We start from the raw sequence: 24,749 nt of genomic DNA on the forward strand, positions 1-24,749 counted from the left end.
ATAGGCTAAGTAAATAAGATTAGGTTAATTAAGATTTGTACTTTTCCAAGCTATCAAATATAATAAATGATATCAACACGGTACTTCTACCGAGGTTGTGTTTTGGATGTAATGCTCAATTATATCGAGGAGAGCAGCTATTGTGTACAGTTTGTCGAAACCAAATACCGCTTACCGAATACGATTTTATTGAGGTTAATGCAGTGGATAAAATATTTTATGGCCGTGTTGACATAAAAAAAGCCGCTGCTTTCCTTTTTTACGCTGATCAGGGGATCGTAAAAAATTTAATCCACTTTTTAAAATACAAAAATCAACCTCAAATAGGTCAATTTTTAGGTGACTGGTACGGACAAGTTATGAAAGAAGATAACGCTCCGGATGACATTGATATTGTAATCCCGGTACCTTTACACAAAAAAAGGCTTAAAAAACGGGGGTATAATCAGGTAAGCGGCTTTGCAAAAAGAATTGCAGGTCATCTCAATGCCCAATACATAGAACACCTTTTGGTTAAAACAGCAAACACGCGAACCCAGACCAAAAAATCAAGGCTTTATCGATGGAGAGAAATGCCAAATCTATTTGAAGTGACCAATCCTGATTATTTAAATGCTAAAAATATACTTTTGGTTGATGATGTGATTACAACTGGCGCTACCATGGAAGCATGTGCAAGGGCTCTGAAAAGGGCTAACGATGTTACAGTTTCTATTGCTGCAATGGCGGTCGTTCCGTAATTTTACCATTCTTTAAATTAGTTGTTTCTTTGCCCTATAGAAAAATCAAATGGCTCGAGTGCGGCGTATTTTATCCTACTTTTTTCTAATTGCAGTTGTTTTTGCCGTAGTGCAATGTGCACGGAGAGGCAGTCCATCCGGAGGCCCAAAGGATACAACACCTCCTGTTTTACTGAAGACAGAACCAGAAAACTTAACAACCGAATTCAAAGCGAAAAAAATAAGACTGTATTTTGATGAATATATCAAATTGGAGGATGTCCAAAATCAGCTAATTGTCTCTCCTCCTTTAAAATACAACCCTGAAATATCTCCGCAAGGAGGTGCTAGCAAGTATGTGGAAATTATACTGAAAGATACGCTATTAGAAAATACAACTTATACATTAAACTTCGGACAGAGTATTGTGGATAATAATGAGGGCAATCCGAACAGTTTTCTAACCTATGTCTTTTCTACCGGTACTTATATTGATTCACTAACGGTATCAGGGGTTGTAAAGGACGCTTTCAATAGAAAAGCGGACGAATTCATTAGCGTAATGTTATATGAAATTGATACGGCCTATACCGATTCTACAATTTATAAAAAACCACCAAATTATATTACTAATACCCTGGATAGTGCCACCATCTTTCAACTGAAGTACTTAAAAGCCGGGAAATATGCTCTTTTTGCCGTTAAGGATGAATCTAAGAATAATGTGTTCGATCAAAACACCGACAAAATAGGTTTCATCAAAGACACAGTATCCTTGCCAACCGATACAGTATTTCTTCTTAATCTTTTTAAGGAAATTCCCAATTACACTATTAAAACCCCGACCTACGCAGCGGCTAACAAAATTATTTTCGGGTATACCGGTAGCGATCAAAAATTAAATATTGAATCTTTGACAGAACTTCCTGATTCTATTCAGACACTTATTTATAAAGATCCGGAAAAGGACACCCTTAACTTTTGGTTTACCCCTTTTGAGATAGATTCCATAATTTTCAAAGTAACTAATGAGACTTTAGAGAAAATTGATACGTTTACGGTGAAATCAAGAAAACTTGCTGCAGATTCACTATTGCTCAGCCCAAGCCACCGAAACGCCATCAACTTCGAAGATGAATTTTACATCAATTCCACCATTCCGGTTGCCAGTATAGATACAGCTATGATGACCCTTTACAACAAGGATACGCTGGCCGTTAGTTTCAGTGCCCAATTGGATACCGTAAAAAATCGTATATCTCTTGACTTTGAAAAACAACCAGATGACACCTATTTTATAAGTTTATACCCCAATAGTATTACAGATTTTTTTGGGGATACCAACGATACAATTAATTACAGGTTATCTACTGGCAACTATGCAGATTTTGGTAATTTACAATTGAATTTGGAAGGTGCTGTAGCCTATCCAATCATTGTACAATTAACCGATGATAAAGGGAAAATGTATAGGGAAATTTATGTCCCTGAAGCCCAAGTCCTTCAGTTCAATTACCTTGAACCTTCCAATTATCTTATCCGGATTATTTTCGATGAGAACAAAAACGGAAAATGGGACACTGGGAATTATTTAAAAAACATCCAGCCAGAAAGAGTCACGTATTATCCAACTGCTATTGAAATGCGTGCCAATTGGGAAAAGATTGAAACATTTACGGTTCTAGATTAAAATGATCTCTATCTTCCAAAAATTTAAACTGCTCCCTTAAATTGTTTAAGTGTTGCAGACTTAAAGAAGCAAAGATTATCTCATTGTTTCTGGAGAAAACAATTTCCTTTCCCAAAGGATCATAAATGGCCGAATGACCCGGATATCTGTGTTTGTTAGCATCGTCACCAAGCCTGTTAACCCCTATGCAATAGCTCATATTCTCAATTGCCCGTGCTTTCAGTAAAGTATCCCAGGCTTCAATCCTAGGTTCCGGCCAATTAGCAACGTAAAGCAATACATCATAATCTCCTTGATATCTGGCCCATACCGGGAATCGAAGATCATAACAAATCAATGGGTAAATCCTGAAGCCCCTGAAGGAAATCACCAATCTTTCATTACCGGAATCATAGACTTTATCTTCCCCTGCAAACGTAAATGTGTGTTTCTTATCACAGCTTTGAATACTTCCATCCGGATGTACAAAAAAAAGGCGATTGGTAAATTTGTCATTTGTTTTAAAGGCAATACTCCCAACCAAAGCCATATTTTGATCTATAGCCATTTCTTTCATCCATTGAACTGTACTTTCTCCCTCTTCATAATTTACAGCTTCGGGTGTCATAGTAAATCCCGTCGTAAACATTTCAGGTAAAATGATCAAATCTGTTTCACTCGGAATTGTACTAATCTTCTCGGAAAACATCTTTCTGTTCTCCTTTGGATTTTCCCATTGCAATGTAGTTTGTATCAGTGCTACTTTAAGCTCACTTGCCATAATATTCACCGGTTATTGTGCGTTTCTAAAAGAGTAATCATTTCTGAAAACCCCTGCATTTTTGCATGGTCTAAAGCCGTATTTCCACGCCCGTCTTTCACTGTGGCGTCTGCACCACTATCCAGCAAAAGTCCGGCTAATTCTTCTCTATTAAAGGTAGCCGCGTATATCAAACAAGTGGCACCCATGGCATTTCTTGTATTTACATTTGCCCCTCTCCCTATTAATTCTTCAGCTATTTGTACCAGGCCTTTAAAGCTGGTTCCCATAAGCGCAGTATTACCTGAAGCATCCTGGGCATCAATTAAGGCTCCCTGGTCCAGAAGAAAATTTGCCACCTCTGCGTGGTTGTAATAGGTTGCAAGAATTAAAGGGGTAGATCCTCTCTGGTCAATGGAATTAACGAGGTCCGGGAACTCTGTAATCAATTCCTTGACGCCTTCGATATTACCAATTCTTATTTCATTAAAAAAAGTAATTATTTTGTCTTGCATGGATATTAAAAGTATTTAAAAATTGGCGAGAAGATATTAATAAAATTATTATGAATTAAAACTTAAATTCTTTTTTGTAGGTCATTGGGATCCAATCAGCTATAGTCAAAGTTGTATTTTATTATATACTTTTAACGTATTTTCTTACGTTATAAAGGAATAAATGTAACTTTAATATAAATTGATCTCTTGGAAACACTTTTAACTTCTTCCTTTATTAAGGACTATCCTGCGTCTGTGGTTATTGTAAATCCGCAAATGCGGATTATTGAACATTCCAAACTTTGGCTGAAGGAATTAGAGAACCGCAATGGCAGCCCTATAGGAATTCCTTTCTATGATATAATCGACTACACGGATGAGGGATTTTCAAAATGTTGTGAAGAATGTCTGCAAGGAGGTAAAATAACGAAGGTTATTCAAAAATTAAACCCTCCCGAGGAAAAGACACGATGGCTGGAATGGACCATTTCCCCATGGAAAGAGAATCACATTGAGGTCAACGGCCTGATCATAATAAAGAATGATATCACTGAAACGAAAAGAAAAGAAGAGCTGTTACTAAAATCCAAGCGTATTTCACGAATAGGCGGATGGGAAGTAGATTTGTTGGCAAATACGGTGTATTGGACGCAGGTTACTAAAGAAATTCACGAAGTCCCTATGGATTATGTCCCTAATTTAGAAGAAGGGATAAATTTCTACAAAGAAGGGGTTGACCGTGATAAAATCTCCATTTTGGTAAGTGATGCTATGAATGAAGGTTTACCCTGGGATACCGAGTTGCGAATTATAACTGCCAAAGGAAAAGAAATATGGGTAAGAGCTAAAGGAGAAGTCGAAATTGTTGATGGTATATGCGTCCGCATTTATGGTACTTTCCAGGATATTGATGAAAAAAAGAGAGTTGAATTAAAATACCAGGAAGTCTCGGACAGGTTAGCTATTGCAACTAAGGCCGCCTCAATTGGAATATGGGATTACAACATAGTTGAAAACGTATTGGTATGGGATGATAATATGTATCCACTATACGGAGTCAAAAAAGAAGATTTTAGTGGTGTTTATGAGGCATGGGAATCTACTATTCATCCTGAGGATTCAAAGCCTGCTCAGGATCAATTGGAGCTTGCCATAAATGGTGAAATAGATTTTAATACTGAATTTCGAGTTGTATGGCCAAACGGCGAAATCAGATATATTAAAGCAGTAGCCCATGTCATCCGGGATGCTAAAGAAAATGCAGTTAAAATGGTTGGTGCTAATTGGGATATTACCACGAATAAAAAGGCTGAAAAAAAGTTAAAAAATCTTCTCGATATCACTAGCGAACAGAATAATAGTTTAATGAACTTTGCTCATATTGTTTCCCATAACCTTAGGTCTCATTCCAGCAATTTATCAATGCTTTCGGGGTTTTTCGTTGAAGAAAAAGACAAGGATGAAAAGGATCAGCTTATAAAAATGTTATGTGAAGCTTCTGAAAGTTTGAATGAGACCGTACAAAATCTATCCGAAGTGGTACAGGTAAAAACAGATGCCCTTGATAAAATGCGTCCGGTAAACTTATACGAGACCATAACAGCTGTTGAAAAAAACCTGGCTGTACTACTCAAAGAAAAAGATACGGTATGTGAAATTGAAGTAGATAAAGAACTTAAAATTAAAGCCATCCCGGCCTATTTGGATAGTATTCTGTTAAATTTATTCACAAATAGCATAAAATATAGTTCCCCCGAAAGATCACTGGCCCTCAGAATTACAGCGGAAAAAAATGGTGATCATACATTGGTTACCTTTTCTGACAATGGTCAGGGAATAAACTTGAAAAGACATGGCAATGCCATTTTCGGGATGTATAAGACCTTCCATAAACATAAAGATGCAAAAGGTATAGGCTTATTTATTACCAAAAATCAAATTGAGTCCATGAATGGTAAAATTGAAGTAGACAGCCAGGTAAATAAGGGCACTACTTTCCAATTGTATTTCGAAAGTATTGATCTCTAAGCCTCAGGATTATGAAGAAGTTTAAAAATGCTTGTATTATAGATGATGATCACATTTTTATCTATGGAATAAAACGTTTAATGATAGAAGTTAATTTCTGTGAAGAAATTTTAGTGTACAATAATGGAGAAGATGCCATAAAAGCCTTTACAATAAACAAACAATCAGGCAGGCCTGTTCCCTCAATCATCTTTTTGGATTTGAATATGCCCATTATGAATGGTTGGGATTTTCTTGACGCTTTTTGTAAAAGCAATGAATCAGGGTTAGATAACACGATTGTATATATCATAAGCTCTTCGGTTGATCCGAGAGACCTGGTTCGCATTAAAGACTACGCCGTAGTGAAAAACTACATTCTCAAACCCATAACAGCAAATGACCTTGAAGCTATTCAGAAAGAAGAAGTTGCCTAGTTAGTAAAACCTAACGAATTCCGGGAGAATAATCCTCAGGGGCATTTTGCGGAATATTTAATGTTCCGGATCCTCCGGTGTCATTATAAATAGTCCATTCGCTAAAGGTATACACCGGATTCCCCGTCATAATATTTAAGTTCCTTTCTGCTTTTCCGTCTTCAAATTCATGGTTGGTCCCCGAACCATCTTCTCCTATAAGTCCGAAGACATCTATAATAGTACCGAAGGGATCTATTAGAACTATATTATCGTCCCCGTTGGAGTCCGCTGCACTATTGCGCCCAACTTCAATATCCGGAGGAAAACCATATACGTTTTCAAATTCTAAGGCATTTGGTGAAATAACCAGCGTGCTATTTGTATCAATAATCAACCCTGCAAGGTCTAATTCAGATCCCGGTGTAACATTTGCATTGGTATACCTTAACAAGAACCAACCATTTAATGGTATCGGCTCGCTGCCGGCGTTATAGAGCTCAATAAATCGTGCCTGAGCGTTATTATCAGGATCCGCAATCTCAGTGATAAAGATTTGGTCAGATGTCATTAGAACTTCTGCCTCCTTGCAACGTTCATTTTGAAAATCCATATCATCCAAATCTCTGATGATTAATTGATAGTCATTGTTCTCTTTGTAAAGTATGGCTGTAATTGATCCATTACCGGAAGGTAATATTGTATCCCTGAAATTGGAATATCCACTATTTAGCAATTCAATTAAATCTCCATCACAATTTTTAAGACTCCTTATCGTCTCCTTTTCAGGTAGGGCGAATGTCAGGTCTAGTTCTTCTTCAATTACCTCTATATTATCTAGTTCAATTAAAGTACTAACCATATCTTCACTGAGGGCAGGTATAGCGATAACGCGAGGAGATATTTCAATAATAGGGTCACATGAAAGAAAAATATGATCCCTTACCGCATGAGCTGGCAGCCTCCCAATGCTCAAATTTCCAAAAGACGTAAATACTCCCCCTATTTTGTATACGCCTTTACTCTTCCCAAGAAATAGTCCTTTAAGTTTTACGTAAACTTTATTCCCTATTTCATAAAATAAGTAGGAATCTCTAAGATCTATTTCGATTTGAAAGCCGGAGGTAGGGTTTACCGGATGATCCTGAATATGTAGTGTGCCAAAAAAGTTTCCTGCTTGATCTGAAGATATAACATAGCCTTCAATAACCAAATCTTCCTGTATTTGTATAACCTCGCCTTTAAATCTATTCTTTACCTCCTTAAAAGTAACGTTGGCGATTAATTGATTATTACAGAAGCCTTCCGGACTTTTAAAATTGGTGTCCTTAACACAGCTGACAATGAAAAATAGAGAACACCATCTTACTAAAAAACCAAGTGGTAATTTTTTTAAACATTTCATTTTTGTCATTTATACTAATTGTTAGCTCAATTTCATCTTAAAAACTAATAGCCAGATTTAAAAAATAAGTTCTTCCATAACCAAACCAGAATTTTGGACCAAATGACGGTGAATCACTGAGATTGTCCCTAACTAATTGACCGTAATTACCATTTCTGTTTTGTTCATATCCCCCGGTTCTGAAATCAGCATCAAAAACATTATTTATACTAACAAATACACTTAGGTATTTACCATTTAGTAACCACGATTTACCTCCAACAATGTTAAGGAGATAGATGTCATCCAAAGAGTTTTGCTTTAAAATGCCAGCAACATTTTCAGAAGTTGCATTTTCAAAAGGTTGCCCTGTTTCGGGATTCAATAAGAAACTCTGAGTTCTTCTAATAGTAGATATACTGGTATAATTATCAGATAGATAATTAACTTTTGCACTTACCCACCAATATTTAGGATCCCTGTAATCTATGCCCAGCGAAAGTGCCGTTTGAGGTCCTGCCGGTAGCTTATAATTTTTAATTTCTGCTCTACCCAAATCTTTGCGGCCTTCAATACTAATAAAATCTTCTTCGCTACCGGCGGTATCAAAATTTATGGTCAGATTGGGGTCACTTGCAAAAACATACTTACCCAGAGCCAAGGCAGCAGATAAACTTACAGAAGAAGAAAGTTGATATGACAGGCCTAACTCCATCCCCATATGGAGCTTATCAAGGTTGGTAATTGCTTCTTGCACAAAATCTGAGCCTACCCCAGCATCAACAAAGAAAAAATTTATATCGGTAAGTTTTTGAAAGCGAGTATAGAATCCCGTTAACCTTCCTATTAGGTTCGGAAACCTTGCAAAATAATTCAATTCCAGGCTTGTGATTTTTTCACTGTTCAAATCAGGTACTATGGTGTTATTCTCCCTTGGATTAATAAATGAATTTTCGGCTAAAGGTGCCCTGTTTAAAAAAGCTCCATTTGTACTAATCCATTGTCTGCCATTTATTTTATAGGTAACACCCCCTTTTATCCCATAATTAAGAAAACGCAGAGCTTTGCCCTTTCCGAATGAATTTTCAGGGAAACGTTCATTTAAAAAAAGTCCGGTTCGCTGATAGGTCGAATGATTAAAGTTGGCAGCTATAAAAGAATTCCACTTATTTTTTAAGACTCTCATTTGGACAAAAGCATCGAACACGCTATAATCAATAGCGTAATTATAACTAAAGATATCCCCTTCACCCTTTCTTAGATCGCCATTAACATCATTCAGAGTATCAGAAAAAGGATCCCTGTCATCATGATAATCAGCTCCTAATAAATCTTCAATCAGTGCAAAATTTTGAGAGTTGGTATTTCTAAAAGTGAAATTCATATCTATAGCGATCAGATCAGAAGGTTTAATGTTAAGTGAAGTATTTAAGGTTAATTGTTGTTCCTCCCTGGTATCATTATACAAAATGTACGAAGCCTTACCCATAGCTGCGTTTATGGAATTAGCCCTGTATAGATTTTCCCATTGCAACTGAGGCTTTAACAAGAATGCTTGCTTAGCCTGTTGGGCACTTACGAAATTTGCGCCAATTGGACTATTTATATAAAAACTGGGTAAATATCTATAATAGACAGGGTCCGGATTAGGTGCATTAAAATATCCTATTCTACTCTTATTAAAACTGCCAAATTGGTATGACAATCCCATAGTAACATCAAGTTTTTGAAATCTCCCGTAGTAATTAAACAAGATTATAGGTTCTGATATTTTTCGTTCCCGAGAATTGCGGTAATTCCCGTCCTGGACACCCCAATAGGGATTGTATCTGTTTCCAGTTAAGCGGTATACCTCTGATGTAAGTGCTGATGAAGACCCTCGCCGGTTAGAGGCAAGAATTGCTGTTAACAGTAGACTATTTTTTGAATTGATTTGGTATTCAATTGCGCCATATACAGAAAAAGCATCATAAAGCGTCCCATCAATATAACCTTCCCTTGCCCACCTTCTGGAAGCGGAAAGAGAATACACAAAATCGCTCTTTTTCTTTCTTGATGTATAGGTTGCCATGATACGGCCGGAATATGTTCGGTTAGAAAATGATCCGGAAAACCTAAACCCCGGCCGAAGCCCCGATGGCCTGGTATCTATATAGGTTGATCCTAAAAGTCCGCCAAATCCATATGGAGCAGCTCCTAATCCCAAATTAAAAACCTGGTTTCGTTGTATATCATTAAGACCTCCCCAGTTATTCCATTGAGGTCGACCGTTCAAAAGTTTATTCATGGGAATCCCATTAATTAGAACACTATTATTTCGAGAATCATAACCCCTTACTCTGAAAAATACCTGACCAAAATCAAAAGCGGCACGATTAAGAAAGACATCCCGTGTAGCGGTTAACAGCGCTAAATTTCCTGTTTCCAATTGTTCATCAATAATCTGAGTTTCGGTAAGTGCTATGAGGGCGTCATTTTGTTCATTTGAGAAATCCTTTTCCAATAAAATTTGACCAAGTTTTAATTCAGTCATAGATATTTCCAGAGGCAGCCTTTTTATGTTAAAATCTTTTGCCTCAATTGATAGTATGAAGTCCCCTTTTAAATCAGTTTTTAGTTCAAATCTTCCTTCCGTATCTGATTTTGTCCGGTATAAAGTACCTTCAATTTCCAGCCTTGCATCAGCAATAGGCAAGAGGCTTTGTGAATCTACAATACTCCCGTTTATCTTTGATTCCTGAGAATTGAGTGCTTGAACTGCCAATAAGATTATGAATACCCAAAGATTAAAACGCATCCCAATAACTATTAGATTCCGTTCTAAAGTATTCTCATCCCCTGCATCTAGCTTGCGGCACTCAAGTATAAATTGGCGTTAAAAGTCTTAATCTTTAAATAAATGCATCATACTATATGGCATATAAGTTCATAATATTGAGTATTTCACTGGTGTCAAACTTTCTCTTATCCCAGGGAACAGATCGCTATAGCATTCGTACAATTGCCTTCTATAATGTTGAAAACCTTTTTGATACAACTAACGATTCATTGTACTTTGATGACGAAATGACTCCGGAAGGAAATTATAACTGGACCCTCAAACGCTATGAAAAAAAAATTAACAATATTGCCAGTGTTATCTCAAAAATTGGTCAGGATATCACAAAGACTGGCCCTGATATAGTAGGTGTTTGTGAAGTTGAAAATTTTAAAGTGCTGAAAGACTTGGTAGCGCATTCTTCTCTTAATTCCTATGGCTACAGTATCATTCATTTTGATTCTCCGGATGAGAGAGGTATTGATGTGGCATTTCTTTATAAAAGAGCACTATTTATCCCTATAGCTTTTAAAAGCCATAGACTTTTGCTCTTCAATGATTCTGAACAACGAGATTACACTCGAGATCAACTAGTCGTATATGGATTGTTGGATGGTGAAGAATTTTATTTTTTAATCAATCATTGGCCTTCCCGAAGCGGAGGTGAAGCAAGAAGCAGGCCTTACAGACATGCCGCTGCAAGACTAAATAGAAGAATAATAGATTCTATAGTGGAACGTAATATAGATGCCAAAATAATAAGTATGGGAGATCTCAATGATAATCCCACAGATAAGAGTATTAAAAATAAGCTGACAATGCCTGAATTGGAAAATTCTAAAAGTATCACCTTCTATAATCCCATGGAAAAGTTATATCAAAAAGGAGAAGGTTCTCTTGCTTACAGGGACCAGTGGAATTTGTTTGATCAAATTCTATTTTCCAGAAATCTCATCAGTGAAAACCGAAATTCATATACCCTCTGGAAAGCGGGTATTTACCATCCTGTATTCCTAATGACCAAAGAAGGAAATTATAAGGGTTATCCTTTACGTACTTATGCCGGTGGCAGGTATATAGGTGGATATAGTGATCATTTCCCAGTCTATGCTTTTCTTATCAAAAAAGTGGATTAGGCTTAATCCTGGGAAGTAATTTGAATATTTCTCCATTTCACTTTTATTCCTCCTCCATCATGGATTTGAAGTGCTATAGAACCTTCGCCCTTGCCAATTTTCTCGTCTTTAATGGAAACCATTTCCACGCCATTGAGCCAGGAAACCAACTCATCACCAACTACCTTAATTTTCATTGTATTCCATTCGCCTTCTTTAAGGACATTCTCCTTTTCTGGAGTAGGTTTAATAAGCCATCCCCTACCATAGGATTCGTAAACCCCTCCGGTATGATGTCCTTTTGGTGCAACTTCAACCTGCCAGCCACTTACTTTAGTGCCATCCACGGTAGACCTAATAAATACACCACTATTGCCATCTGCCTCCTGCAAAAACTCCAGCGTAAGCACAAAGTCCTTATAGTGTTGATCTGTAGCCAGGTAACCATATTGTGCATCGGGACCACTTTCTGAAACCAAAAGAGCGTCTTCTACATACCATTTCTCAGTACCATAAATAGTCCACCCATCGAGATCTATACCGTTAAATAAAGATTGCTCCTGTGCAAAGAGTAGTGCAGAAGAAAAAAAGAATATTATACTTATATAGTGTTTCATATCTTAACTATTAATTAAGCCATTGGCTCCACGGAATCCTGCTTAAAATAAGTACAAGTCCAAGACCGTAGAAAATGGCTATTGCCTTAAATTTGGGCTTGGCTTCCATAAATTTTTTATGGCGAGACCAACCTATTGTAATCAAAATAATGGCAATGATATTAATAAAAGGGTGTTCAACCGCCAGGAGTCTTGCTGCCGAGTTTAAGCCACCCATTCCCAATTCTCTAATTGCGGAAAAGCCATTGGAAGAGACAAAAAACAGGACAAGACCCAATAGCAATTGCAAGTGCGAAAATATTAACGCAAATAAACTTATCCTAAAATCCTTTTGTAAATTAAAGATTCTATTACTCATTAATCCTGTAATTGCATTGGCTACCGCGAGAAAGAGTATGGCCAGAACCACATAAGCAAGATAAGAGTGAGCGGTTTGTAAAATTTCCATTTTGAATTATTTTTTCTAAAAATACGGAATTTATATAATTAAAAAACCCCAACAAGTTTGTTGGGGTTTTTCAGATTAATTTAAGAGACCTTAATTGAATATATATCGTAGCCCAAGTTGCATTTGCCATCTGGAAGACTGCAATCCGGCGTCATCCAATTCAACAATATTTGGTGAACCATCATCATTGATAACCCCGTCATTAATATCGAAGGTTGGTGTATCATCCGTAGATACGGTAGTAAGCGGGCTTACATTGCTTCTAACAAATTTTCTCTTACCCCAATCCTTGCTTAACAAATTCGTGAAATTGAAGATATCTGCAGAAATTTGGATAGTATTTCGCTTTCCTCCGACATCAAAAGAGAAATCCTGAAGAAATTTCAAATCAATTACATGACTCCATGGCCCCCTTGAACCATTTCTTTCGGCATATTGCCCTCTTCTATTTCTTAAATAAGGAACACTGTTTATGAATGTATCCAATTGTTGCCATTTAGCAGCCTGTTCAGCAGGATCCCCGGCAAAAACAATTTCGTCCTGAGATGCAGGAATATAAATCAGTGCATTATCCCTGGAATCATCATTCAACAAGTCGCGTCCTTCTCTATAGGTAAAACTATAAGGCTGGGATTGCGATCCGTCATAAAACACCCCAAAAGTGGTTTTGATATTATCATTCCATCTCAATTCATAGCTTACATTAGCAGTAACCCTGTTACCCAATGCAAAATCTGAACGCGTCACCGGTAGGTTTGAATTTTTACCATTTACAGTCTGAATGTTTCTCCATTGGGAGCTGTTCTGTGAAGAGGTTCCATCAAAAATCTTAAACGAATCTCCCCATGAATAGTTAACCTGGCCTGCAAAGCCATTCTCAAATGGTTTTCTTAAAGAGAAAGTAAAGTTGGTTGAGTTCCCACCACCAGTATTTGAGGCTAATATAATCCTGCCATATGTATCATCTATTTCATCTCTTCTGTCGTAGAAAGGTCTGGTATCTGCCCCAATATAATTACCTGCGGGACCTTTAAGATTGAGGTTTTGATAATAAATATCTGTTATTACATCAGTAAACAAGAAATCAGCTGAAGCAATTAATCCCCAAATAGGTAATTTCTGATCTATAGCAATATTAAACTTGGCTACCTGTGGTAATTTAAAATCTTTTGCGATGAGATCAATATTACCTCCAACTCCTCCTGTGCCGGGAAGCGGATCTTTGAACTGATTGTTAACATCCGGTTCAAAAGGCTGACCAAATTCAAACATAAATCCACCGGTAACACCATTATTATTATAAGTTCCTCCGGGCCATACCAGTGGAAGTCTGGATGTAAATACACCTACCCCACCTCTTATCTGGGTGGTATTCCTACCGTTTACATCCCAGTTTAATCCAAAACGAGGTGCTATCATAGCTGTAGGGTTTATACCCTGACCAACTCTGGCACCCTGTAAGTCTTTCCCCGCAGCTTCAAGCAAGCCTACGGTCCTTGTGTTAAAATCTTCGTTTACAGTACCATCAGACCAATAAGGAACATCTATACGGAAACCTAAAGTAGCTTTCAAATTGTCTGATACATTAATTTCATCCTGAATATAGAGGCCCAGTTGGAAGGTATCAAATTCTGAAGCACCATCAGATTCGTCACCAACGGTACCGTCCCCAATCAATGAATAACCATGCTGATAAACATCACTATTCTGCACAGTTAGGAACTGATTCAATCCAGAGGAAAGAAGAATTCCCGCATCATCAAATTGGTCCTCAAATGTGTAATCTCCATAGTTAAAGGCAAAGAACAAGTTTTTAACTTTAGCAAATTCAAGGTTTGTTCCGAAAGTAAATGTATGCCTACCGGCGTATACGTCAAAATTATTTGTAATTGTAAAGACATCCTGATTCAATAGATTGGCCGTTGAAAATGGCTCGGCTCCGAAAGAAATTGTACCTCCACCATCTTGTATATCTACAGTTGGGAATGGGGCTCCTGCCGGGTCCCTGTCATCTCTTACCCTAGTATAACCGAGAACAAGGTTATTGGCAAACTTATTCCCGTACCTTGAACTCCATTCCAGGGCAGTTGAATTAGTTGTAGTGTTAAATGTCTCAGACCCATTGATAAAACCAATATTTCTATTGCCAGAGTTTCGGGCTTCAACATTGTCTGCTCCAACATAACTATGCCTTAAGGTAATTTTATGTTCCTGGTTTATATTCCAATCTATTTTTGCAACCAGTTTATTACTTTCAAGCGTCCTGGTATTGTTATCAAAGATACCAGTGTCGTAACCATATGTAGATTGAAGAAAATTAGATAGCCCTTCGATATCTGCAAGTGAAGATCTACCTGTATAATTACTGAAATTAAAAGGTTGTGGCGTTTCTTCGTCCTGTCTTTCGTAGTTTACAAAAAAGAACAGCTTGTCCTTCACTATTGGACCCCCTATTCTTAAACCATAGGTGTATGCACTAAAATCTGATACTTTTTCTCTTTCTTCGTCACCACCTACTAAATCGGGAGGTGTTTTACCTACAAGATCCTGATTGCGAATAAACCCGTAAGCAGAGCCACTAAATTCATTAGACCCCGATCTGGTAATTGCATTAATAGATCCACCAGAGAAACCGGACTGCCTTACATCAAAAGGTGCAATATTTACCTGAAAGGTTTCAATAGCATCTACAGAGAAGGGATTAACCCCGGTCTGACCTCCATTAGTACCTGAGCCCGCAAGTCCGAACACGTCATTGTTAACAGCTCCATCAATATAAATAGCATTATACCTGTTGTTCTGACCAGCCAGGGATATAGAAAAACCATCATTCCCTTCAGTTAGCTGGGCCTGAGGAGTAATCCTTACAAAATCTGCCAGGGATCTGGATGCCGACGGCAAGGTCTGAATATCTCTCTGGGAGACATTAGTTTCCGTACCGGTCTTACTTGAACTGAATACACCAGTACCCGATGCGGTCACCACAACTTCGTCTAAGGCAGTAGCCGACTCAGCTAATCCCGTGCTTATTGTAGTAGATTGTCCTAAAGTTAAGTTTACGTTTTCCTGAACATAATCGTTAAAACCAACATAAGATATAGTAATTCTATAAGGACCACCAGATCTCATATTTGATATCCTGTAATAGCCATCAAAATCCGTTGCGGCACCATATTTAGCCCCTGTTGGAACATAAACAGCCACTATGGTTGCCCCAGGCAATGGTTCACCAGTGTTATCTGTTATCTTACCTCCAATAGAAGAGGTTGTAACTCCTTGTGAAAATGCCATAGCTGACACTAAAAAAGCAACTAAGCCAAAGTAGATTTTTTTCATTTTACTAAGTGTTAATTAATTTTTGATTTATCCTGCAAATGTGCCGTATACATGACAAATATGCGTTAAGGTAATGTTAAAAAACCAATAACAAAAGTAACGCAAGTTTGGCAACAAATAGATAGAAAATCGGATTAATTAAGGTAGCATTTTATCGAATTATAAAAGTGCTAATTTAATCCTTAAAAAAATGCAAAAGTTTCAGCGTAGAGCTATCATGTTTGCTAATATCTGAATCATTGATATCATCCAAAATTTTGGAAGCCAGTTGCTTGCCTAATTCCACCCCCCACTGATCAAAACTAAAAATATTCCATATAACACCCTGAACAAATATTTTATGTTCATACATGGCAATCAGCATTCCCAGAGTATGGGGTGTAAGCTTATCTATCAATAGTGTATTGGTGGGGTTATTTCCTTTAAAAGTCTTAAAGGGAACCAGAGCTTCGATTTCATTTTCCGGCATTTCTTTAGCTTCTAATTCCTGTCTCACCTCATTTTCGGTTTTACCATTCATCAGTGCTTCGGTCTGAGCAAAGAAATTTGCCATTAATTTATTGTGATGATCCGTATCACCATGCAATGATTCCTTAAAGCCTATAAAATCAGCAGGTATTAGTTTGGTACCCTGATGCATTAATTGAAAGAAAGCATGTTGAGAATTAGTGCCAGGTTCTCCCCATATTATAGTTCCCGTCTGATAATTTAGAAAATGACCATCTCTATCTACACTCTTACCGTTACTTTCCATCATGCCCTGCTGCAAATATGCCGAAAATCTATTGAGATATTGGGTGTAAGGAATAATTGCTTCCGTTTCTGCATGATAGAAATTGTTATACCAAACACTTATTAGGGCTAAAATTACAGGGATATTTTGCTCAAAATCAGCAGTTTTGAAATGGGTGTCCATCTCATTTGCACCTGATAATAAGGATTCAAAATTATCATATCCTACTGCAAGTGAAATCGAAAGTCCAACTGCACTCCAGAGTGAAAACCTTCCGCCTACCCAATCCCACATTGGAAATACGTTTTCCCGGGCTATTCCAAATTCATTGATCTTCGTTGTATTTGTCGAAACAGCCGCAAAATGCCTTGCGACATCTCCTTCCTTCGCTGATTTTAAGAACCATCTTTTAATGGTATTTGCATTGGTCAGCGTCTCCTGAGTAGTGAAAGTTTTGGAAACGATTATGAATAATGTCGTCTCAGGATTAAGTTCCTTTAGTATCTCATATACATGATCTCCATCAACGTTACTGACAAAGTGAGTGCGCAAATGATTTTTGTAGAACTTTAAGGCCTCTGTGACCATCAATGGTCCCAAATCGGAACCTCCTATGCCAATATTAACTACATCTGTGAATGCCTTTCCGGTATACCCCTTTTTTTCTCCACTGATGACACTATTGGTAAATTGTTGAATTTGTCTTCTAACCTGGTAAACTTCAGGCATAATATTAGCCCCCGACACCAGTACGGTATCTGTTTCTTTTGCTCTGAGAGCCGTATGAAGAACAGATCTGCCTTCGGTTTTGTTAATAAGATCTCCATTAAAAGTCTTTTCTATGGCGTCCTTCAAATTAACTTCTTCAGCTAACTGTAGCAGTAGGGACATCGTTTTATCTGTTATTCTATTCTTAGAATAATCAACATAAAAATCCTTAAATCTAAGTGTGAATTTTTTAGCACGTTCTTTATCGGCTTCAAAAAGTTCCTTTAAATGTAACTGAGCGGTTTCCCTATAATTTTCTCCAAGTAGTTTCCAGGCTTCAGTAGCGGTTGGGTTAGTGTTCTGTAGTGGCATTGCGTTAGTTAAGTGTTAGCAATTTTTCTTCTGTTTTTTCAGGAAATTCAATACAATCTAACTGTACTTTTTGTGGACTAATAAATTCAAAATAATCCTTTCTTATCGCTTCGGGAAGAGGTTCTGCAGCAGGAAGTTTTTCTTTAAAAGGATCAACCTGGCGTCCATTTTTCCAGAAACGATAACACACGTGCGGGCCACCGGTATTACCTGTCATGCCTACCCATCCAATGACATCTCCTTGCCTCACAAATTCTCCGCGTTTAACTTTTTGCTTTTTCATATGGAGGTATTGCGTGCTATAGGTTCCATTATGCCTTATTTTAACATATTTCCCATTACCTCCTTTTCTGGTCGATTCTGTAATTGTACCATCTGCTGTTGCCATTATTGGGGTTCCTACGGGTGCGGCATAATCAGTGCCACGATGTGGCCTTACTTTATATCCATAATAGCGTATCCTCCTTTTCAGATTGTATCTAGAGGAAATTCTACTAAACTTAACAGGCGCCCTTAAAAAAGTCCTCCTGAGATTATTAGCCTCTTCATCAAAGTAATCAATTATATTTTTTAGAGAATCCGACTCGTAGGCAAATGCATAGAGAGGTGTGCCATTATGTTCGAAGTATGCTGCCTCAATAGGTTCTGCACCCGCATAAATGGTATCATTAATATATTTTTCCTTGTAGATAACCTTAAATTTATCTCCTTTTTGCAACCTGAAAAAATCTATGGTCCAGGCATAAATTTCCGAAAGGTCATTGGTGACATTGTAATCAATTCCCTGATCCAATATTGCCTCGGAAAGCGAAGATTCAATTATTCCCCCTGCCTCTTTTTGAATATATTTTACTTGCTTACGATCCTTATAGGCTACAACAGAATCACGAAAATCAATTACAGTGAAATTAATCAGATCATTCTGGTAAATAAAAACCTGGGCTCCCCGGGCGGTATCTTTAGACTTTAGAATTAGATAAGGCTTACCAACTCTAATCTTTCGAACATCAAAAGTGTCCCTATATTCTTCAGATAACTTAGCAATTTTAGGATAATCAACTTTGTTTTCAATCATGATTTCTCCAAAGCTATCCCCACGTTTAACAGTGTCTCGAATGACCATAAAGTCTTCAAGATTAAATCCGAATTCTTTCTCAGTAGATAAATTTGTGTTGATTGCGGTATTAACTACCTGTTCGGTATCTTTTTCGGTTTGAACTTTCTTGCAGGAAATGATTATACTAAGTAATAAAATTGTGCCCCAATACTTATACATGGTCAGTTTTTAATTTTTTCAGGGTTAAAGATATGGTCTACCCATTGCTTTCCCCAATTATTTAACTCTAGTTTTGAATACAAATTTGGAAAAAATACAACCTTTTGAAAACTAGGAGGCAAATATTCCTTCCAATTAGTTCCACCGGTGGCCTCAATTGAAGTGCTCTCTTTGTTCAGATATCTATGGGCTGATCCCAAATGCATCAAAGGCCAGTTAATGTTGGCATTCATGTCCATACTTTTTAACGCTTCTTTAAGCGCTTTATTATGTCTGCTCTCTTCCGGTAAATTTAAATATTTATGATATATCGTGTTGTTTTTCAACTGTTTGGCAATCCGAATAAATCTTGGGGTATATCTATATTCAAACTGCTTAAGGGTAAGGGTCTTTTCTCCTGTATCCTTGTCAGTTGCTCCTTTCTTCCAATAAATTTGCTCATAAAGTTCTTCGATACTATTTTCTTCGGAAAAGTTTTTCCTACCAGATGGGTGCACTAAATGTTCCAAAGGAGTAGCGTAAATTTCGATGGTCCTGTACTGAGCAGACTGAAACCCGCTCGACGGTAACAGGGCCATTCGGTATTGAAGGAATTGTTCACGTTCCATTCCGCGAATCATGATACTAAATGAAGAAATTAATGCTTTGTAGTAACTATTGATTCGGTTTATTTTTTCAAGAAAGAAATCTACATTTTGAGATTTATCATCTACAATTTGTTTTTCTTCATGGATAATCAACTTAAAGTAAAGCTCGGTGATCTGGTGGTACATAATAAATATTTCCTCATCGGGAAAATATGTTCGGGGTACCTGTAAACTTAATAGTGTATCCAAATGAATATAATCCCAATAGGTGAGGTAACGTTGATACAACAATCCATCTAAGTAAGAGCTTAAATCCTGGCCTGAATCCTTATATTTTTCTTCAAGTTTTGATATTTGGGATTCTATACGCTCCTTACTTTTCATATGAAGTTTAGTCCATTATTATTTTGAACTGGTACTTAAGCGCATTATACGCGTCTAAATCTGCCGTAATAGCGCCAACTACAAGGTTGGCTTTTATCCTTATTGGTATTTTATTCATATCATTAGAAACCCATAAGGACAAACTTTCCTTTTCTTTAAAAATACGGCCGGATTGTACCATAGGCCTAAATTTAAGACATTCTACTTTACCAAACTTGGTCTTCAGAATTTCTTTGCCCATATATTTGAGTTTGAACTTATAGATCCCGTCATCATCATAAAGTACCTTAAGTTCTAATGACTCCCCTTCGACTAAATCCTCAAATTCATAGTTATTTCTTAAATAATAGAAAGCAGAAATCAGATCCTGTACGCTATCCTTAATGGTAATATTAAGCCTTCTATCATTCTTTTTATCATTTAGAACCGCTACTTCTTTTTTGTGATCAAAATTAATTTCCTCATCTTTAGTGTAACCGCCCTCATTAAGTTTTCTAACAAACCGGTACGGCTTCCCATCTTCTTTATCGAAATAGCTTTCATAGGTGTCATCCACTTTAAAAAATATGCTGGCAAAACCTGTAGTTTTTCCTCTGCCAACAACGTGATATACAGGAATACTGTCTATCATATTGGACTTGATATGCAAGGTAGCATAACTTGCGTTTAAGAAGCCATAGTGTACCCTGAATTTCAGCCATTCCCCTGGCTTAAATGCCGGATCATTGTGCTTCTTATCAACTTTTTCATAATTGTTGTTAAAATTCTCAACCCTTATGTACTGTCCACTAAGCGATAGGCATAAAATGATAAAAAATAGAAGAATGATCTTTTTCATAACAGATTTTCGAATGTAATTTATCAAAAAAGATGTCAAATAAATTCAAATTTACTATTACTTAAACAAAATTTGTTCCAAAGTATTGTACTGTACATTACAACCAAGTGAAACAAAACAGTAATGGCCAGAGCAAAATTTCTGTGAATTCGTTTCACACAGAGCGGGGCATCTGACAATGCGTAACTATGAATTCTACTTTTGTCAAAGTCATGCGGGTGAAAAAAAAAGCCCCGATAAAGAATCAGGGCTTTTCCTAAATAACCAACCAAACTTTAAATTATGAAAAACCAATACTTAAAGTTATAAGGGAACCACCCCTTATGTTGCACAAATTTAATTCATAAGTATTTTATCTAAAAGTTTTTTAACTTACTTTAACTAGACTATTAACAATACTTTATAAAAGCATCTGAAATTTTGACATATTCTTAAGATAAGAGTTTCACAAAGTACCTCGGGAGGCCTGTTCCCTTTCAATAGCTTCAAAAAGCGCTTTAAAATTTCCTTTCCCAAAAGACTTGGCGCCTTTCCTCTGGATAATTTCAATAAACATTGTGGGTCGGTCCAGAACAGGTTTCGTAAATATCTGAAGTAAATATCCCTCATCATCTCTATCAATGAGAATACCCAATTCGCTTAAGGGTTCCAAATCTTCATCAATTTCGCCTACGCGGTCCAGCACATCCTCATAATAACTGGAAGGGACAGTTAAAAACTCCACCCCCCTCTCCCTGAGAGCCGTAACCGTATGTATGATATTATCCGTGGCCATGGCCATATGTTGAACCCCAGCTCCATTATAAAACTGGATATATTCTTCTATCTGCGATTTCTTTCGTCCGTCTGCCGGTTCATTTATTGGAAATTTTATCCTGCCATTTCCATTACTCATTACCTTACTCATCAATGCCGTATACTCTGTTGAGATATCTTTGTCGTCAAAGGAAACCAATTGTGCAAAACCCATAACCTTTGCATAAAATTCACACCATTTATTCATCTCATTCCAACCGACATTACCCACCATATGATCTATATACTTCAGACCTACATTTGAAGGTTTGTAATAGGGATCCCACTTTGTATATCCCGGCATAAAAACACCATCATATTCTCGGCGCTCAACGAAAACATGCACAGTTTCACCATAAGTATGAATTCCAGAGAGCACAATAGAACCATTTTCATCCTTTATTTCTTTGGGTTCAAAATAGCTTTCTGCTCCTCTACTGGTAGTTTCTTTATAACTTTTTGCAGCATCATCCACCCACAGGGCAATAACCTTTACTCCGTCGCCATGTGAATCCACATGTTTATTAATTTCCCCTCCTGGTGTTAGTGATGATGTAAGAACCAGTCTAATTTTGTCCTGTTCCACAACATAAGAAACTTTGTCCTTTAGTCCGGTTTCCAATCCGGCATATGCCAAAGGCTGAAAGCCCCATGCGGCCATATAATAGTAGGCCGCCTGTTTGGCGTTACCTACATAAAGTTCTACGTAATCTGTGCCTAAAAGAGGTAAAAAATCTTCTGCTTCCAGGTTTTCTTTAGGCAATTTTAAAGACGATTTATCCAGTATTTCCATGATATTTTTTTGATTTTATTAGTAACTAAAGTTGTTTTGGGACGCGTTTGTCCAAGTCAGAGGTTTTCTGTGTTTACCACATTGCCCGAAGATGGGCGGAAATATCAATTCTGGTTTCTAACATTGTGTTTGCTCAACCTTACAAATATCGGAAAAAACTGCTAATCCCAATAGACACAGAGCGCTTTTCCTGTTCAATAGGTAGCTAAACAACTCTTAAAACCAATATCCGATACTGAAAAAGAAATTTCCATCATTTATTTCGGGAGTCCAGGAGTACATTATTTGTACCGGTCCTATAAAAGATTCCCATCCATATGATACGGCATAACCTGTATAATTGGGTAGTGTAAACCATTCTCCGGTCCTGAAAAGATCATCTTCAACATTAGCAATATTTGCTGTTAGCATAAAATGATGTTTTTTAACGAACTCAAAATCTAAACGGGCGGTGGATTTTACATAGCTATTGCCGGGTAAGCTCAGAAAATCATATCCTACAAAAGGAATAAAATTATTTATAAGATCATTCCCATAACCTCCCAGCACAAAATCGAGTGCTTTTACATCAGAGCTTCCCAGTTTAAACCCACCTTCAGTGGAAAGGTTCATTGAAAGTTTTCCTATAATAGGAAATGCAGCACCGAATTTGGCTTGAGCTATGGAAAATTCCTTGAAATTATCATTAAAGTCTGATGAAAATAAATACAGGTGAAAATCCCCCTTAAAATACAGACCTCTTGAGGGAAAGTACCTTTTATTGTAGGTGTCTAATATTAATTGGCCATAGGTACTAAAATAGTCGCTTTTCTCAAAAAACACCCGTTCGTTTGAAGGGGGTTGTGGTGAAGGGTCTGTATCATCAATAAAGGTTTTGGTACTGTATTTAAGCAATTTATGTTCAGCCCCCAGGATAAAAGCAAATTCCTCTTTAAAAACGGTCTGAACATATAATTGATTCGTAAAATCTGATACCTCCAGATTAATTACATTGATATTACTGATGTTTGAAATGTTAAAATTAGATCCAATTACATCTAAATCCACATCCTGTTTAAAATCATTGAGCCTCGAATTCACTCCAAAACTCCAATATGAACCTTTATCCAGATAGTATTGAAAATTATATCTGATGTTATCCCCAAGAGCAAAATCAATTGAAGCTACATCATCTTTCATAAACAAGTTCTTTTTGGTAATGTTTATCAGTGCAGCCGTTTTATATAAATCATCATAGTGTACCCCTAATCTTAAATATGCTTTATTCGGGTTTTCTCTTAATTTAAGAATTAATTCCTCGCCAGGCTCATTTGAAACCAACTCATAGCGAATTGTAGTGAAATTATTGGTGGCCGCAAGATTACTCATTCCCTGTTGCAATTTTTTAAAAGTAATTCTGGCTGGTAAATCAATGCGTAATTTCCCTTTTACATATGCCCTGGAATAATTAATATTACCATCAATTGTTAGTTTATTGATAAAAATAGAATCCTGGGGCACTATCTTTGGGGCATCCTTTCTAATACTTTTTTGTTGGGCTGCCACTTCCTTTAAATTCTCTAAATTATCGAGGGCTGCCAACCTCCCATTTTCTATAATAGTCTCTGCTAAATCAAAATCAATCACAGAAATGTTCTCTACATCAGGTCTAATATAGATATCGGTTTCACTTACCTTTGCCTTCATGTCTTCTACAGTACGAAAATTATTAATCTGAAGTATGATATCCGTTGCTGAATTAAGGGATTCACGGTCTTTCAAATCATGCTGCACATCAACACCAATAATGATATCCGCGCCAAGCTGTTTAACTTCCTCGACCGGATAATTGTTTAAGACGCCTCCGTCAATTAAAATTTGATCATCTACTTCAGCGGGTTCAAATAGTGATGGAAATGTACCGCTTGCCATAACCGCTTCGGGCAGATAGCCTTTATTGAGTAAGACTTCCTGGCCTGTCTCTATATTGGTCGCTATGCAAAAAAATGGTATGGGTAATTTATTAAAATCATTGATGTCCTTTACATGATAAAGCAGCCGTGCAAGTTCATTATAAATTCTCTGACCCCCGGAAATGGCCTTTGGAAACGATATTTTAAATCTATTAAAAGGAAGTGTAAGCGCATATCTTTCAGAATCTTCTTTTTCATAAAAAGTCTTTGCACCCCTGGGAAGGTTGTCCTGAATAAGTTCACTAAAATTGGCTTGTCGGAAAATAGAATCCAGTTCGTTTGCCGAATATCCCGAAGCATACAAAGAGCCCACAATAGCACCCATACTTGTGCCTCCGATATAATCAATAGTTATACCCGCTTCTTCGATTACCTTAAGCGCACCTATATGTGCCATTCCCTTTGCTCCACCACCACTTAGAACCAGGCCTACTTTAATTGGCTGATCGGGTTCAATGAACTGGGCCCGACTTGCTGCAATGCATAGAATAAAAGTAAGAGTCAATGCCAATTTTTGCATCAGGT

The 24,749-nt window shown here is 37.1% G+C and carries 18 protein-coding genes; 5 read left to right on the plus strand and 13 right to left on the minus strand.

Going from position 1 to position 24,749, the window contains the following annotated elements; translation table 11 throughout:
* Positions 1-203: 203 nt before the first annotated feature.
* Together Q0X77_RS00325 and Q0X77_RS00330 are read left to right on the plus strand one after the other, a co-directional pair.
* Positions 204-740, plus strand: coding sequence for a ComF family protein (locus Q0X77_RS00325; protein ID WP_366939181.1), 537 nt, complete (start codon positions 204-206; stop codon positions 738-740).
* Positions 741-789: 49 nt separating this feature from the next.
* Entirely contained in the window at positions 790-2,409 is a 1,620-nt protein-coding gene (locus tag Q0X77_RS00330; RefSeq protein ID WP_297791692.1) for an Ig-like domain-containing protein, read from the plus strand.
* Here the strand turns inward: Q0X77_RS00330 and Q0X77_RS00335 are convergent.
* Positions 2,393-3,169, minus strand: coding sequence for an amidohydrolase (locus tag Q0X77_RS00335; protein ID WP_297791694.1), 777 nt, complete (start codon positions 3,167-3,169; stop codon positions 2,393-2,395). The two genes, Q0X77_RS00330 and Q0X77_RS00335, sit on opposite strands and share 17 nt — an antisense overlap.
* Positions 3,170-3,174: 5 nt before the next feature.
* Positions 3,175-3,663, minus strand: coding sequence for an ankyrin repeat domain-containing protein (locus Q0X77_RS00340; protein ID WP_297791696.1), 489 nt, complete (start codon positions 3,661-3,663; stop codon positions 3,175-3,177).
* A gap of 189 nt (positions 3,664-3,852) precedes the next feature.
* Here Q0X77_RS00340 and Q0X77_RS00345 point away from each other — a divergent pair, with 189 nt between their 5' ends.
* Together Q0X77_RS00345 and Q0X77_RS00350 are read left to right on the plus strand one after the other, a co-directional pair.
* A complete protein-coding gene (locus tag Q0X77_RS00345) occupies positions 3,853-5,673 on the plus strand; it encodes a PAS domain-containing protein (protein WP_297791698.1) in 1,821 nt (606 codons plus the stop codon).
* Between the two features lie 11 nt (positions 5,674-5,684).
* Positions 5,685-6,089: a response regulator gene (locus Q0X77_RS00350; RefSeq protein ID WP_297791700.1), complete on the plus strand. Its 405-nt coding sequence runs from the start codon at positions 5,685-5,687 to the stop codon at positions 6,087-6,089.
* 10 nt (positions 6,090-6,099) lie between these two features.
* Here the strand turns inward: Q0X77_RS00350 and Q0X77_RS00355 are convergent, their stop codons facing one another.
* Both Q0X77_RS00355 and Q0X77_RS00360 read right to left on the minus strand, forming a co-directional pair.
* Positions 6,100-7,473 (minus strand): DUF5689 domain-containing protein, encoded by a 1,374-nt coding sequence (locus tag Q0X77_RS00355; RefSeq protein ID WP_297791702.1) that lies wholly within the window; start codon positions 7,471-7,473, stop codon positions 6,100-6,102.
* Between the two features lie 37 nt (positions 7,474-7,510).
* Positions 7,511-10,249: a TonB-dependent receptor plug domain-containing protein gene (locus Q0X77_RS00360; protein WP_297791704.1), complete on the minus strand. Its 2,739-nt coding sequence runs from the start codon at positions 10,247-10,249 to the stop codon at positions 7,511-7,513.
* 116 nt (positions 10,250-10,365) lie between these two features.
* On the opposite strand from Q0X77_RS00360, the gene Q0X77_RS00365 reads away from it, so the two are divergent.
* Entirely contained in the window at positions 10,366-11,406 is a 1,041-nt protein-coding gene (locus Q0X77_RS00365; RefSeq protein ID WP_297791706.1) for an endonuclease/exonuclease/phosphatase family protein, read from the plus strand.
* Between the two features lie 2 nt (positions 11,407-11,408).
* Here Q0X77_RS00365 and Q0X77_RS00370 read toward each other — a convergent pair whose 3' ends face one another.
* The 9 genes from Q0X77_RS00370 to Q0X77_RS00410 form a co-directional block, all read right to left on the minus strand.
* Positions 11,409-12,002: a DUF1080 domain-containing protein gene (locus Q0X77_RS00370; RefSeq protein ID WP_297791708.1), complete on the minus strand. Its 594-nt coding sequence runs from the start codon at positions 12,000-12,002 to the stop codon at positions 11,409-11,411.
* Between the two features lie 10 nt (positions 12,003-12,012).
* The gene (locus Q0X77_RS00375; RefSeq protein WP_297791710.1) at positions 12,013-12,450 is read right to left on the minus strand and encodes a hypothetical protein; all 438 of its coding nucleotides are present in this window, start codon (positions 12,448-12,450) and stop codon (positions 12,013-12,015) included.
* Between the two features lie 90 nt (positions 12,451-12,540).
* Positions 12,541-15,786 carry a TonB-dependent receptor gene (locus tag Q0X77_RS00380; protein WP_297791712.1) on the minus strand — a complete coding sequence of 1,082 codons (3,246 nt, stop codon included), beginning with the start codon at positions 15,784-15,786 and terminating at the stop codon, positions 12,541-12,543.
* Between the two features lie 175 nt (positions 15,787-15,961).
* Entirely contained in the window at positions 15,962-17,599 is a 1,638-nt protein-coding gene (gene pgi / locus Q0X77_RS00385; RefSeq protein WP_297791714.1) for a glucose-6-phosphate isomerase, read from the minus strand.
* Between the two features lie 4 nt (positions 17,600-17,603).
* On the minus strand, positions 17,604-18,875 hold the full coding sequence (locus Q0X77_RS00390) for a peptidoglycan DD-metalloendopeptidase family protein (protein WP_297791717.1): 1,272 nt from the start codon (positions 18,873-18,875) through the stop codon (positions 17,604-17,606).
* 2 nt (positions 18,876-18,877) lie between these two features.
* Positions 18,878-19,846 (minus strand): tryptophan 2,3-dioxygenase family protein, encoded by a 969-nt coding sequence (locus Q0X77_RS00395; RefSeq protein ID WP_297791719.1) that lies wholly within the window; start codon positions 19,844-19,846, stop codon positions 18,878-18,880.
* Positions 19,847-19,853: 7 nt separating this feature from the next.
* Positions 19,854-20,684 carry a DUF3108 domain-containing protein gene (locus tag Q0X77_RS00400; RefSeq protein ID WP_297791721.1) on the minus strand — a complete coding sequence of 277 codons (831 nt, stop codon included), beginning with the start codon at positions 20,682-20,684 and terminating at the stop codon, positions 19,854-19,856.
* A 445-nt stretch (positions 20,685-21,129) separates the two neighbouring features.
* Positions 21,130-22,272 (minus strand): 4-hydroxyphenylpyruvate dioxygenase, encoded by a 1,143-nt coding sequence (hppD, locus tag Q0X77_RS00405; RefSeq protein ID WP_297791723.1) that lies wholly within the window; start codon positions 22,270-22,272, stop codon positions 21,130-21,132.
* Positions 22,273-22,488: 216 nt separating this feature from the next.
* Entirely contained in the window at positions 22,489-24,744 is a 2,256-nt protein-coding gene (locus tag Q0X77_RS00410) for a patatin-like phospholipase family protein (protein ID WP_297791725.1), read from the minus strand.
* Positions 24,745-24,749 lie beyond the last annotated feature (5 nt).

Origin of the sequence: uncultured Eudoraea sp. (genome assembly GCF_947258925.1) — a bacterium.
GTDB lineage: Bacteria > Bacteroidota > Bacteroidia > Flavobacteriales > Flavobacteriaceae > Eudoraea.